The organism is Pseudooceanicola sp. NS-SX9 (genome assembly GCF_057380705.1).
Genome location: NZ_CM170818.1, coordinates 1,289,169 through 1,302,148 on the forward strand (window position 1 = coordinate 1,289,169; position 12,980 = coordinate 1,302,148).

At 67.4% G+C, this 12,980-nt stretch carries 12 protein-coding genes and 1 pseudogene; 11 read left to right on the forward strand and 2 right to left on the reverse strand.

Features of this window, described 5'->3' with window-relative positions; genetic code table 11:
- Positions 1-78 precede the first annotated feature (78 nt).
- Both AC2ITM_RS06140 and AC2ITM_RS06145 read right to left on the reverse strand, forming a co-directional pair.
- Positions 79-1,527 (reverse strand): sensor histidine kinase, encoded by a 1,449-nt coding sequence (locus tag AC2ITM_RS06140; protein WP_486468942.1) that lies wholly within the window; start codon positions 1,525-1,527, stop codon positions 79-81.
- Positions 1,528-1,530: 3 nt separating this feature from the next.
- On the reverse strand, positions 1,531-2,256 hold the full coding sequence (locus AC2ITM_RS06145) for a response regulator transcription factor (protein ID WP_486468943.1): 726 nt from the start codon (positions 2,254-2,256) through the stop codon (positions 1,531-1,533).
- A 245-nt stretch (positions 2,257-2,501) separates the two neighbouring features.
- Here AC2ITM_RS06145 and AC2ITM_RS06150 point away from each other — a divergent pair.
- The 11 genes and pseudogenes from AC2ITM_RS06150 to modC all read left to right on the forward strand — a co-directional run.
- A pseudogene (locus AC2ITM_RS06150) lies at positions 2,502-2,798 on the forward strand (IS110 family transposase); the annotation flags it as partial.
- A gap of 423 nt (positions 2,799-3,221) precedes the next feature.
- Positions 3,222-4,469, forward strand: coding sequence for an ABC transporter substrate-binding protein (locus AC2ITM_RS06155; protein ID WP_486468944.1), 1,248 nt, complete (start codon positions 3,222-3,224; stop codon positions 4,467-4,469).
- A 61-nt stretch (positions 4,470-4,530) separates the two neighbouring features.
- Complete coding sequence (locus AC2ITM_RS06160) at positions 4,531-5,403, forward strand: carbohydrate ABC transporter permease (protein ID WP_486468945.1); 873 nt, start codon at positions 4,531-4,533, stop codon at positions 5,401-5,403.
- A complete protein-coding gene (locus AC2ITM_RS06165) occupies positions 5,396-6,304 on the forward strand; it encodes a carbohydrate ABC transporter permease (protein ID WP_486468946.1) in 909 nt (302 codons plus the stop codon). The genes AC2ITM_RS06160 and AC2ITM_RS06165 overlap by 8 nt, the downstream gene beginning before the upstream one ends.
- 4 nt (positions 6,305-6,308) lie before the next feature.
- Positions 6,309-7,406 carry an ABC transporter ATP-binding protein gene (locus tag AC2ITM_RS06170; RefSeq protein ID WP_486468947.1) on the forward strand — a complete coding sequence of 366 codons (1,098 nt, stop codon included), beginning with the start codon at positions 6,309-6,311 and terminating at the stop codon, positions 7,404-7,406.
- Positions 7,407-7,635: 229 nt separating this feature from the next.
- A complete protein-coding gene (locus AC2ITM_RS06175; RefSeq protein WP_486468948.1) occupies positions 7,636-8,529 on the forward strand; it encodes a glucokinase in 894 nt (297 codons plus the stop codon).
- A 125-nt stretch (positions 8,530-8,654) separates the two neighbouring features.
- Positions 8,655-9,725, forward strand: a complete 1,071-nt coding sequence (gene cysK, locus AC2ITM_RS06180) for a cysteine synthase A (RefSeq protein ID WP_486468949.1) — start codon at positions 8,655-8,657, stop codon at positions 9,723-9,725.
- 144 nt (positions 9,726-9,869) lie between these two features.
- On the forward strand, positions 9,870-10,241 hold the full coding sequence (locus AC2ITM_RS06185; RefSeq protein WP_486468950.1) for a winged helix-turn-helix domain-containing protein: 372 nt from the start codon (positions 9,870-9,872) through the stop codon (positions 10,239-10,241).
- A 65-nt stretch (positions 10,242-10,306) separates the two neighbouring features.
- Positions 10,307-11,086, forward strand: coding sequence for a molybdate ABC transporter substrate-binding protein (gene modA / locus AC2ITM_RS06190; protein WP_486468951.1), 780 nt, complete (start codon positions 10,307-10,309; stop codon positions 11,084-11,086).
- Positions 11,087-11,092: 6 nt separating this feature from the next.
- Positions 11,093-11,785: a molybdate ABC transporter permease subunit gene (gene modB / locus AC2ITM_RS06195; RefSeq protein ID WP_486468952.1), complete on the forward strand. Its 693-nt coding sequence runs from the start codon at positions 11,093-11,095 to the stop codon at positions 11,783-11,785.
- A complete protein-coding gene (gene modC / locus AC2ITM_RS06200; protein ID WP_486468953.1) occupies positions 11,782-12,867 on the forward strand; it encodes a molybdenum ABC transporter ATP-binding protein in 1,086 nt (361 codons plus the stop codon). Before modB ends, modC begins: the two co-directional genes overlap by 4 nt.
- The last annotated feature ends 113 nt before the right edge of the window (positions 12,868-12,980 follow it).

Genomic DNA, 12,980 nt, shown 5'->3' on the forward strand with positions numbered 1-12,980 from the left:
ATGAAGAACCGACCCTGTTCATTTTCTTGTTCCTAAATACCTCCCGCGGAGCGTCGGGCGCATCAGCGCCCGATCCCGTCACTGTCGGCTGATCTGCAGCTGCGCCCGGATGCCCTGGCGCCCGTCGGCAAAGCTCAGGCTGCCGCCATGCTGTTCCGCCACCGCCGTTACGATGGTCAGGCCCAGGCCAAAGCCCTGCACCTGGCCGACATTGCCGCCGCGGCGGAAGGGTTCGCGTAGGGTTTCGATCTGGGCGGCACGGTGGTCCGAGCCCGCATCCTCGATCACGATACAGGCGGTTTCCGAGGTCGACTGCAGTTCCACCGTCGCGTGGCGGCCGTATTTCAGCGCATTGTCGATCAGGTTTTCGATGGCGCGCTGCAGGGCGATGGGGCGGGCGATGACCAGGACGGGGCTGGTGTCCGGCAGGGGCGTGGTGCCGCGCCGGGTTGCGAAAAGCGAGGGCGCGGCCTCGGCCGGGATCGCGGGGCGGGCGGGGAAATCGACCGGGCGGCCGGTGTCCTGGTAATCCGCCACGATCGCCTCCAGTAGCGACGACAGGGAAATCTGCCGCGGTGCCTCGTCCGAGAGTTCCGAGCGCGTATAGGTCAGCACGCCCTCGATCATGCCGGTCATGCGGTCGATGTCGTGGTCGAACTTGTCCCGCAGGGCGTCGTCCTCGATCAGTGCGGTGCGCAGGCGCAGGCGGGTGGCGGGGGTGCCCAGATCATGCGACACCCCCGACAGCACCGTGGCGCGGCGCGCAAGCTGGGCGCGCTCGGCCTCCAGATAGGCGTTCAGCGCATCGACGATGGCATGCAGTTCGGCCGGGCCCTCGACCCGGTACGAGGCCGGGCCCCCGAGGCGGCGGCGTGATTTCAGCGCCTCGGCGAAGGCGGTGAAGCGCGCGGTGCTGGCGCCGATCTTGGTCCAGATGGCCGCCAGCGACAGCAGCACCACCAGGATCGCCGGCAGCCGCAGGTCGCGGGGGGCCGCCGCGCAGCCCCAGACCGGGCGGCCGTCGACGCGCAGCCAGGGCTGGTCGCCCACCTGGGCAAAGACGATCGGCCGCGAGCAGTAGGTGGCCAGCAGCCGCGTCACCGCGCCCAGCTTTTCCGGTGCCGTGCGGGCCTGGCCGCTTTCGATCCGCGCCACCTCGTAGCGCAGCCCGTCCGAGACGATGGCAAGCCGGATCATCCGCCCGCCGAAGGTGTCGGCCAGCGTGTCGTGGATCGAGGCCTGGGTCACGTAGGCGGGCGTCGGCAGCCCGGACAGGGCGGCGAAATCGCCCTGGCTGACCGCCTGCTGGCCCTCGAAGGGAACCGGTGTCACGCGCACGCCCGCCGGGGGCAGGGTGCCGCGGGTCAGGCTGTCATAGAGCGTCACCCCTGCTACGTAGGCCTGGTCCAGGTAGGCCTGCCAGGCCGCGCGCGAGCCCATCCACATGGCCGTGCCCAGAAGCCCCGTCAGGAAGGCCAGCACCATCCACAACGTGCCGAGCCGGCGCAGGCTGATCGGCCCGCGCATCGCTCAGGCCTGTTCGACGGTGACATCCGCCGACAACACGTAGCCGGTGCCGCGCAGCGTCTTCAGGATCTCGGGGTCGCGGGGATTGCGTTCGATCTTGGTGCGCAGGCGCCCCACCAGCACGTCGATCGCGCGCCCCGAGGCCTCGGATTCATCGCCCATGTCGAGGGCGGCGGCGATCTCGTCCCGGGTCAGGGGGATGTGCGGATTGGCCAGCAGTACCTTCAGCAGCTCGGTCTCGCGCCGCGACAACGCCACCTGGAACCCCTGGGGAGAGCGGGCCTCGTTCTTCTTGCCGTCATAGTGCCAGCCGGCAAAGCGGTAGGCCTCGCTGCGGCGGCGATAGGCCAGCGAGGGGGTGCGCCGCGCCCGGTTCAGCACCGCGCGCACCCGCGCCAGCAGCAGCGCCGGGTTGAAGGGCTTGGCGATGTAGTCGTCGGCGCCCATCTCGTAGCCCGCCATGCGCTGGTGATCGGCCGACAGCGCCGAGACCAGGATGATCGGCATGTCGTGATCGCGCCGCAGGGCGCCGCAGATCTCGACCCCGCTTTCGTCGCCCAGCATCACGTCCAGCAGGATCAGGTCGATGCGGCCCTGGGTCAGGTGGGCCTCGATCTCGTCGCGGCTGGCGGCGGGCAGCACGAAAAAGCCCGAGCGGCGCAGGAAGTCCGTCAGCATGTCCCGCATCTCGGCATCGTCATCCACGACCAGAAGGCGCGCGATGGTCATGGGCTCTCCCTGAAAACGCTCTCCCTTTTATCAGTTTAACGGCGCGGGCTGGGGGCGGCAATCGGGAAGCGAGAGGCCGGAAGCGGGGGGCGTTGCAACAACGAAAGCAGATGGGGGATGGCTCCCGCTCCCGGTGTCGCGATGCGCCATAGTGCTGGTGCCCGCAACTGCGATTGAGAGGAGCCACCCCATGCAGGTTACCACTGTCGGCCTTGATCCGCTGACCGGCAGGTGAATGCGCAGCAATCGCCGGGAGGTTGGCCAAGAACATCTTCCACGTCCACGGCGTTACCGATACCGGAGAGGCCGCCTTCAACCGGCCTTTGCGCCGGGCGCAGGTGCTGGCGTTCTTCGAGGGGCTGTTGCCCTGCCGCATCGGCATCGAAGCCTGCACATCGAGCCACCACTGGGGCCGCGCGCTTATGACGCTCGGTCATACTGTCCGGCTGATGCCGCCGATGTACGTCAAACCCTACGTGCAACGGGGCAAGGCCGACGATGTGATGGTGTACCCTTCAGCCGCAACGATCAGGACGCTCCGGCGAATGTCCCGGGCGCAATTGCCCGCAAAGCAGATAGGAACCTGATCTGTGGATCCCATCCGCTGCCCGGCAGGGCATGTTTACATGTGAGGGAGGGAGGGCCAGCGGCGTGAACCGCGCAAACAGGCCGGACACAAGACCGCTTCTGAAAAGGTACACGAGATCATTTGCGACTTGCTATGCGAGAGCCATCCACACAGGGGGCTTTGAGGGCGAAAACCTGAACTGTGGTAGGGATAGCGATAACGCCGCGATGCGGCGATATTCTTGACGTAACAACGTGTAACAGGGGGCGGGAAAAACTGTGGCGGGGGTCGATCACGGCAGTTGCCAGCCGGGTGCCGGAATTGTGAATATGCCGGAGCAGCCGCCCGCCCCTCCGGAGACAGGGGCAGGGCGGTCGAAATCTCGGGAGGATTTTGCATGACCGTTAGACATGTTTTCGCGGCCTCGACCGCATTGGCCCTGCTTGCGCTGCCGGCGCTGGCCGAGCCCAAGGCGGAGGTCCTGCACTGGTGGACCAGCGGTGGCGAGGCCAAGTCGGTGGCCGTCCTGCAGGACGAATTCAAGGAACGCGGCGGCACCTGGACCGACATGCCCGTGGCGGGCGGCGGCGGCGACGCGGCGATGACGGCGCTGCGGGCGCGCGTTCTGTCGGGCAACCCGCCGACCGCCGTGCAGCTGAAGGGCCCGGCGATCCAGGAATGGTACGAAGAGGGCGTTCTGGCCGACATTTCCGACGTGGCCGAGGAACAGCACTGGGCCGACGTGCTGCCCGCCCAGATCGCCGCGCATATGAAATGCGACGGCCACTGGTGCGCGGCGCCGGTGAACGTGCACCGCGTCAACTGGATCTGGGGAAACAAGAAGATCCTGGACGAGAACGGCATCGCGATGCCCGCCACCTGGGATGAATTCAACGCCGCCGCCGAAAAGCTGAAAGCCAAGGGCATCACCCCGCTGGCCCATGGCGGCCAGAACTGGCAGGACGCCACGATCTTCGAGACCGTCGTGCTGGGCATCGGCGGCCCCGATTTCTACCAGAAGGCGCTGGTCGATCTGGACATGGACGCGCTCGGCTCGGACACGATGAAGAAGGTCTTCGACGAGATGCGCATCCTCCACGGTTTCGTGGACGAGAACTATCCGGGGCGGGACTGGAACCTGGCGACCGCCATGGTCATGAACGGCGAGGCCGCCTTCCAGATCATGGGCGACTGGGCGAAGGGTGAATTCCTGGCCGCAGGCAAGGTGCCGGGCGTCGATTTCACCTGCGCCCCGACGCCGGGCCACGGCTTCCTCTACAACGTCGACAGCTTTGCCATGTTCGACGTCGGCGACGATGCCGACAAGGTGGCCGGTCAGAAGCTGCTGGCCGAGCTGATCGTCGGCCCCTCGTTCCAGGAGACGTTCAACCTGAACAAGGGCTCGATCCCGGTGCGCACCGATGTGTCGCTCGACAAGTTCGATGAATGTGCCCACAAGTCCGCCGCCGACATGAAGGCCGATGGCGCCGATGGCTCGCTGCTGCCCAGCATGGCGCATGGCATGGCCCTGCGCGGGGAACCGGCCGGTGCGATCGTCGATGTGGTGACCGCGCATTTCAACTCGGACATGTCCTCGGACGAGGCCGTCAAGCAACTGAAGGAAGCCGTCGCCAACGCGATGTGAGCCCCTTGACCCGACGCGCGGTCACACCCGGCCGCGCGTCTTCTTTTTCCGGGAGCAATCGATGTCCAACCTGCTGGAAAGGTGGGTCCCGAAGGTGGTCCTGGCACCGACCTTCGTGGCCGTCCTGATCTTCGTCTACGGCTTCATCGGCTGGACGGCGTGGATCTCTCTGACGAAATCCAGGCTGATGCCGAACTACACCTTCGACGGTGTCGGCCAGTACCACAAGCTGTTCGCCACCCCGCGGTGGGATACGGCGATGAACAACCTTTATATCTTCGGCGGCCTCTTCATCGTGATCTCGATGGTGCTGGGGCTGATGCTGGCGATCTTCCTGGATCAGAAGATCCGCACCGAAGGGGTGATCCGCACGATCTACCTCTATCCGATGGCGCTTTCGATGATCGTCACCGGCACGGCGTGGAAATGGATCCTGAACCCGCAGCACGGCATCGAGGCCATGGTCAAGGGCTGGGGCTTTGCCGGCTTCCGCTTCGACTGGCTGGTGAACCCCGACATGGCGATCTACACGATCGTGCTGGCGGGCGTCTGGCAAAGCTCGGGCTTCGTGATGGCGCTGTTCCTGGCCGGTCTGCGGTCTGTCGATGGCGAGATCATCAAGGCCGCCCAGGTCGACGGCATCCCCAACTGGCGGATCTACACCGCGATCATCATCCCCTCGATGGCGCCCATCTTCCTGTCGGCCTTCATCGTGCTGTCGCACCTCGCCATCAAGAGCTTCGACCTGGTCGTGGCGCTGACCGGGGGCGGTCCGGGCTATGCCACCGACCTGCCGGCCACCTACATGTACGCCATGGCGTTTTCGCGCGGCAACCTGGGCCAGGCGGCGTCTTCGGCGATGATCATGATGGCCGTCGTCTTCGCCATCGTCGTGCCCTACCTCTATTCGGAACTGAGGGCGAAACATGACTGACGCAACCTACGTTTCCCCGCTGGCCGGACGGCGCTCGACCTCGGCGCGCTATGGCCGGATCGCGCTGCGCGCGGGCCTTTACGCGATGCTGATCCTGTTCGCGCTGTGGTATCTGATGCCGCTGTTCGTGATGGTCACCACCTCGCTGAAATCGCTGGATGAAATCCGCACCGGAAGCCTGGTGGCACTGCCCCGCGAAGTCACCTTCGAACCCTGGCGCATCGCCTGGTCCGAGGCCTGCACCGGCACCCAATGCGAAGGCCTGAGGCCCTACATGTGGAACTCGGTCATCATCGCGGTGCCGGGGGTGCTGATCTCGACCATCATCGGGGCGCTCAACGGCTATGTCTTCGCCCAGTGGCGTTTCCGCGGCGCGAACATCTTCTTCGCGATGCTGCTGTTCGGCTGCTTCATCCCCTTCCAGGTGGTGCTGCTGCCGATGGCCAAGATGCTGGGGATCTTCCACCTGGCGGGCACCATCCCGGGGCTGATCCTGGTCCACACGATCTACGGGCTGGGCTTCACCACGCTGTTCTTCCGCAACTACTACGTGACGATCCCGATGGAACTGGTGCGCGCCGCCAAGATCGACGGGGCCGGCTTCTTCCGCATCTTCTGGTCGATCTTCCTGCCGCTGTCGCTGCCGATCATCGTCGTCTCGGTCATCTGGCAATTCACGCAGATCTGGAACGACTTCCTGTTCGGCGTCAGCTTCTCGGGGCCCGGCACCCAGCCGGTGACCGTCGCGCTCAACAACATCGTCAACTCCACCACCGGCGTAAAGGCCTACAACGTGGACATGGCCTCGGCGATCATCGCGGCCCTTCCCACGCTGCTGGTCTACATCGTCGCCGGCAAGTATTTCATCCGCGGCCTGACCGCCGGCTCTGTGAAGGGGTAAGAACATGGCACCCATTCTCGATATCAAGCACCTGCGCAAATCCTACGGCCCGGTGGACATCCTCAAGGACATCAACGTGGCGATCGAGCCCGGCGATTTCCTGGTCCTGGTCGGCCCTTCGGGCTGCGGCAAGTCCACCCTGCTGAACTGCATCGCCGGGCTGGAGCCGATCACCGGCGGCAGCCTGCAGATCGCGGGGCAGGACATGACCCATGTCAGCCCCAAGGACCGCAACATCGCCATGGTCTTCCAAAGCTACGCTTTGTATCCCACCATGTCGGTCGCCAAGAACATCACCTTCGGCATGAAGGTGCGCGGCGTCGACCAGGCGAAACAGCAGGCCAAGCTCAAGGAGGTGGCCGAGCTGCTGCAGATCGACCACCTGCTGAACCGCAAGCCCGGGCAGCTCTCGGGGGGCCAGCGTCAGCGCGTCGCCATGGGCCGCGCCCTGGTGCGCGAGCCTGCGCTCTTCCTCTTCGACGAGCCGCTGTCGAACCTCGACGCCAAGCTGCGCGTCGAAATGCGGACCGAGATCAAGAAGCTGCACCAGACCCTGAACGCCTCGATCGTCTACGTCACCCATGACCAGATCGAGGCGATGACGCTGGCCACCAAGATCGTCGTGATGAAGGGCGGGGTGATCCAGCAGATCGGCACCCCGGCGGAAATCTACAACCACCCCGCCAACCTCTTCGTGGCCGATTTCATGGGCTCTCCGGCGATGAACCTGATCCCCGCCCGCGTCAGCCGCGACGGCGGAACCCACCGGATCGAGATCGCCCGTGCGGGCGCCGCGCCGCTGATCCTCGCGGATCCGCGCCAGCTCGACCTGCCCTCCGATGTCATCATGGGCCTGCGCCCCGAAGACATCGCCGAAGCAGGCTTCCGCGCCGGTGCCCAGGTCCAGGAGGCCAGCTGCATGGTCGACATGGTCGAACCCGCCGGCGCTGACACCTACGTGGTCTCGGAACTGGGCGGCAAGGCGGTGACGGCGCGGCTGCATGCCGAAACCTCGGCCCGCGCCGGCCAGCCGCTGAACCTGGCCTTCGACCTGGCCAAGGTCTCCTACTTCGCCCCCCAGACCGGCGAACGGCTGAACTGAGGCGCTTCGGACAGGGCCCCGCGCGGGCCCTGTTCCCCGTCATCTGGCCATAAATACTCCGGGGGAATCGCGCGGAACGCGCGATGGGGGCAGCGCCCCCTGCGCCCTTTGCAGGCGGGCCCCCGGGATGCAGCGGCGCATTTTCCCGCTGCCGCACCAAGCGCCATTGGTTTTACCGCTAACATTGTTTAAGGCTCGGTCCGAGTTTCGAAACAGCAAGGCATTGGTCATGAAACTGGTAGCTGATGTGGGCGGCACCAACGTGCGCTTCGCACTCGCCGAAGGGGCGGTTGTCCTGCCCGAGACGATCCGGTCGTTCCGCAACGACGATTTCCCCACCTTCGATGAGGTGGCCGAGATCTACGTCCGCGACGCGGCCCCCGAAAGCCTGCAAAGCATGTGCGTCGCCGTCGCGGGCCCGGTGAACGAAACCCGGGCGCGGCTGACCAACCGCGACTGGCATTTCGACACGCTGGCGCTCGGCGCGAAATTCGGCGTCACCGCCAAGCTGATCAACGACCTCGAGGCGCTCGGCTATTCGGTGCCCTCGCTGGGGCAGGGCGGCATCAAGACGATCACCGAAGGCTTTGCACCGCGCGGCCATCAGGCGTTGGTGGCGGGCATCGGCACTGGCTTCAACGTCTCGCCCGTGGTGCTGACGCCGCATGGTCCGGTGGTCCCCAAGGCCGAGCAGGGCCATGTGCAGATCTCCTGGCGGATCCGCGCCGCGATCGAAGATCGCCTCGGCACCACCGATCACGGCTACGACTCGATCGAGCATGTCTTCTCGGGCCGCGGCTTCGAGAAGATGTTCCGCCTGGCCACCGGTGAGGCCCGCAAACCGGCCGAACTGATGGCCGAAAAGGACCCCCGCGTGCTGGAGTTCATGGCCTTTTACGCCGGGCTGATGGCGCTGCTGGCGCAGGATCTGACGCTGGGCTTCCTGCCGGGGCGGGGGCTGTTGTTCTCGGGCGGGGTGGCACGGGCCGTGCTGCTGGGCGGCGGCGCCGAGGCTTTCCGCGACGCCTATGCCGCACCGCTGGCGCTGGATACTGCGGCCCATGTGCCGGTCTCGGTGATCCTCGACGATACCGCCGCGCTGGCGGGCTGCGCCGCCGCCTGAGGAAGCCGTGCAACACCCCGGCGGGCCTGTGACCTGCCGGGGCGTGCATTGCCGCGGCGTTTGCGCCATCATGCGCGCCGATGGCACCGCGCGCCCCCGCGTGGGTGACCGCGACGGAGGGTAAGATGACGGATGGTTTTTCGACCTCGGGCCGGGGCAGGCTCTATGACAGCGTCACCGAGACGGTGGGCGACACGCCGGTGATCCGCCTCGGGAACCTCTCGCCGCCGGGTGTCACCGTCTGCGTCAAGGTCGAGGCCTTCAATCCCGCCGCCTCGGTCAAGGACCGGCTGGCGCTGTCGATCATCGAACAGGCCGAACGCTCGGGCGCGCTGAAGCCCGGGCAGACCGTGGTCGAGGCGACCTCGGGCAACACCGGCATCGGGCTGGCGATGGTCTGCGCCGCGCGCGGCTACCCGCTGGTCATCACCATGGTCGAGACCTTCTCGGTCGAGCGCCGCCGCCTGATGCGGATGCTGGGGGCCAAGGTGATCCTGACGCCGAAGGCGGAAAAGGGATCGGGCATGGTGAAGAAGGCGCAGGAGCTGGCGCAGGCCCATGGCTGGTTCTTCGCCCGCCAGTTCGAGACCGAGGCCAATGCCGCCATCCACGAGGCCACCACCGGGCCCGAGATCCTGGCCGATTTCGCGGGCCAGAGGCTGGATGCGGTCGTGACGGGATATGGCACGGGCGGCACCTTCACCGGCATTTCGCGGGTGCTGCGCCGCGCCCGTCCCGAGGTGAAGATCTATCTGGCCGAGCCTGAGAACGTGCCGCTGGTCGCCTCGGGCGAGGTGCAGCCCAGGAATGCCGATGGCTCGGCTTCGGTCAGTCATCCGCGGGCGCAGGCGCATCCGATCCAGGGCTGGACGCCGGATTTCATTCCGGCGGTGCTGCAGGACGGGCTGGACCACACGCCGCCCGATGCGGTGATCCCGGTGACCGGGGCGGAAGGCATGGACTGGGCCCGCCGGCTGGCGGCGCGCGAGGGCATCCTGTGCGGCATCTCGGGCGGGGCGACGCTGGCGGTGGCGATGAAGCTGGCCGGCAAGGCGGCGAAGGGATCGGTGATCCTGGCGATGCTGCCGGATACGGGCGAGCGCTATCTGTCAACGCCGCTTTTCGAGGCGATCGAGGCGGAGATGACCGAGGAGGAGCGCGAGATCATGCGCTCGACCCCCTCGGTACAGATGTGAGGATGCGGTTGGTGCCTGCGGATCGGGCGGTGGCGGGGGGCTCTGCCCCCGTCGCGGCTGCGCCGCGCCTCCCCCGGAGTATTTCCGGCCAGATGATGAAGAACCGGGCTGGGCCGGGCAGATGGCGGCGGGCAAGGCGGGCGCATGGACAGTGACCAACACGATACCGGGCTGCGGCTGCGGGTGGTCTTTGGCCCCGGCGGGCGGATGATGGGGCCCGGCAAGGCAGAGCTGCTGGAGCGCATCGGGCGGACGGGTTCGATCGCGGCGGCGGGGCGCGAGATGGGTATGAGCTACAAGCGCGCCTGGCAGCTGGTCGAGCGGATGAACGCGATGTTTGCGGCGCCGGTCGTGACCTCGGTCCGGGGCGGGGCGAAGGGCGGCGGGGCGCAGGTGACGGAGGCCGGGCAGGCGCTGCTGGCCGCCTACCGGGGGCTGGAGGAGGCGGCGCGCAGCGCAGGGGCTGCGCAGCTTGCGGCCATGCAGGCCATGCTGGCGTCTTCCTCTGAGGATTGAGGCTTGCCCCGGGAAGACAGCCTGCGATATGCCCGAGTAAACATATCGATTCCGGGAGTGGAAAGATGAGTGTCGTGACACGGACGTGGCAGGGGATCGGCGCGGCGGCGCTGCTGGCGCTGGCGGGCACCGCGGCGCAGGCGGGCGAGCTGACGGTCTTTGCCGCGGCCAGCCTGAAGAACGCGATGGACGAGATCGCCACCCAGTACAAGGCCGAGACCGGCAATACGCTGCATGTGTCGCTGGCGGGCTCTTCGGCGCTGGCGCGGCAGATCCAGCAGGGCGCCCCGGCGGATATCTTCATCTCGGCCAACGAGGACTGGATGGACACGCTGGAGAAGGCGGGCCAGATCAATTCCGACAGCCGCTACGACCTGCTGGCCAACGAGATCGTGCTGGTGACCGCGAAGGCGGATGCCAAGGATGTCGACATCGCGCCGAATTTCGACCTGAAGGGGATGCTGGGGGCGGACGGGCACCTGGCGATGGCGTTGGTGGATTCGGTGCCCGCGGGCGTCTACGGCAAGGCCTCGCTTGAGGCCCTGGGGGTCTGGGACAGCGTCAAGGATCAGGTGGCGCAGGCCGACAACGTGCGCGCGGCGCTGGCGCTTGTGTCCTCGGGCGAGGCGCCCTATGGCATCGTCTACGCGACCGATGCGGCGGCCGACAAGAGCGTCAAGATCATCGGCACCTTCCCCGATGACAGCCACCCGCCGATCATCTATCCGGCGGCCTCGGTCGCGGCCAGCCAGAACCCGCTCGACGATGATTTCCTGGGCTGGCTGCAGGGGGATGCCGCCACCGATGCCTTCGAGGCGCAGGGCTTTACGGTTCTGGGCGACTGACGGGGGATGGGCGGACTGGGCCCCCAGGAATGGCAGGCGGTGGCGCTGTCGCTGAAGGTGTCGTCGCTGGCGACGCTGGTCAGCCTGCCTCTGGGGGTGCTGTGCGCCTATGCCCTGGCCCGCTGGCGCTTTCCGGGGCGCCAGCTGCTGAACGGGATCGTGCACCTGCCGCTGATCCTGCCGCCCGTGGTCACCGGCTACCTGCTGCTGCTGACCATGGGCACGCAGGGGCCGGTGGGCAGCGTCCTGAAACAGCTGGGCATCGTCTTTGCCTTCCGCTGGACCGGGGCAGCGTTGGCGGCGGGTACCATGGCCTTTCCGCTGATGGTCCGCGCCATCCGCCTGTCGATCGAGGCCGTCGATCCGAAGCTGGAAGAGGCCGCACGCACCCTTGGCGCCCCGCGCCCTTGGGTCTTTGCCACCGTCACCCTGCCGATGATCCTGCCGGGCATCATCGCCGGCGCCATCCTGGCCTTCGCCAAGGCGATGGGGGAATTCGGCGCCACCATCACCTTCGTGTCCAACATTCCCGGCCAGACCCAGACGCTGCCCTCGGCCATCTACAGCTTTCTGCAGATCCCCGGCGCCGAGGGCTCGGCGCTGCGACTGGTCTGCATTTCCGTTGCCATCGCCATGACCGCCCTGCTGCTGAGCGAGCTTCTGGCGCAGCGGATCGCGAAACGGGTGGCGGGCCGATGACGCTTTCGGTGCAGCTGCAACATGGCTTCGGCGGCTTCGCCCTGGACGTGGCCTTCGAGGCGCCCCCGGGGCTGACGGTGCTGTTCGGGCGCTCGGGCTCGGGCAAGACGACGGTGATCAACGCGGTCTCGGGGCTGCTGAGGCCCGACCGGGGGCTGATCCGCGTCGACGGCGTGACGCTGCTGGACACCCAGGCGCGGCGCAACGTGCCGGTGCACCGGCGGCGGCTGGGCTACATCTTCCAGGATGCCCGGCTGTTCCCGCATCTGACGGTGCGGCAGAACCTGGGCTACGGGCGCTTCTTCGCCCCGAAGGGCCCCGGCCCCGACGCCGCCCGCGTGATCGAGATGCTGGGCATCGGTGCCCTTCTGGATCGCCGCCCCGGTGCGCTGTCGGGGGGCGAAAAGGCCCGCGTCGGCATCGGCCGCGCGCTGCTGGCCCGGCCCCGGATCATCCTGGCCGACGAACCCCTTGCCGCCCTCGACGAGGCCCGCAAGGCCGAGATCCTGCCCTATTTCGAACGTCTGCGCGACGAGGTGCAGATCCCGATCCTCTACGTCAGCCATTCCGCGACCGAGGTCGCCCGCCTGGCCACCACCATCGTCGCCCTGAAGGGCGGCCGGGTCGAACGCGCGGGCCCCGCCGCGGAACTCCTCTCGGATCCGGCCTTCACCCCCACGGGCATCCGCGACGCCGGCGCCATCCTGACCGCGCGCATCCTTGCCCATCACGACGACGGGCTCAGCGAACTGGACGCCGGCGGTCAGAGCCTGCTTTTGCCGCGTGTCCCCCAGCCGCCGGGCCAGACCCTGCGCATCCGCATCGCCGCCCAGGACGTGATCCTGTCGCGCACCCGCCCCGAGGGGCTCTCGGCGCTGAACATCCTGTCGGGCACCATCGCCACGATCCGCCAGGGCGAGGGGCCGGGCGCGCTGGTCTCGCTCGACACGCCCGCGGGGATGATCCTGGCGCGCCTCACCCGCCGCTCGCTCGAACGGCTGGGCCTGGCACCGGGCCAGCCCTGCCACGCCATCATGAAGACCGTCGCCATCGCCCCCGAGGCCGTCGGCCCCGCGCGCTGACCCCTTCCATTTTCTTGTTCCAAATACCTCCGCCGGAGGCGGCACCACGCCGGCCATGAAAAACCCCCGCAGGCAATGCCCCGGGGGTTTCCACATGCGTCATTCCGGGGCGC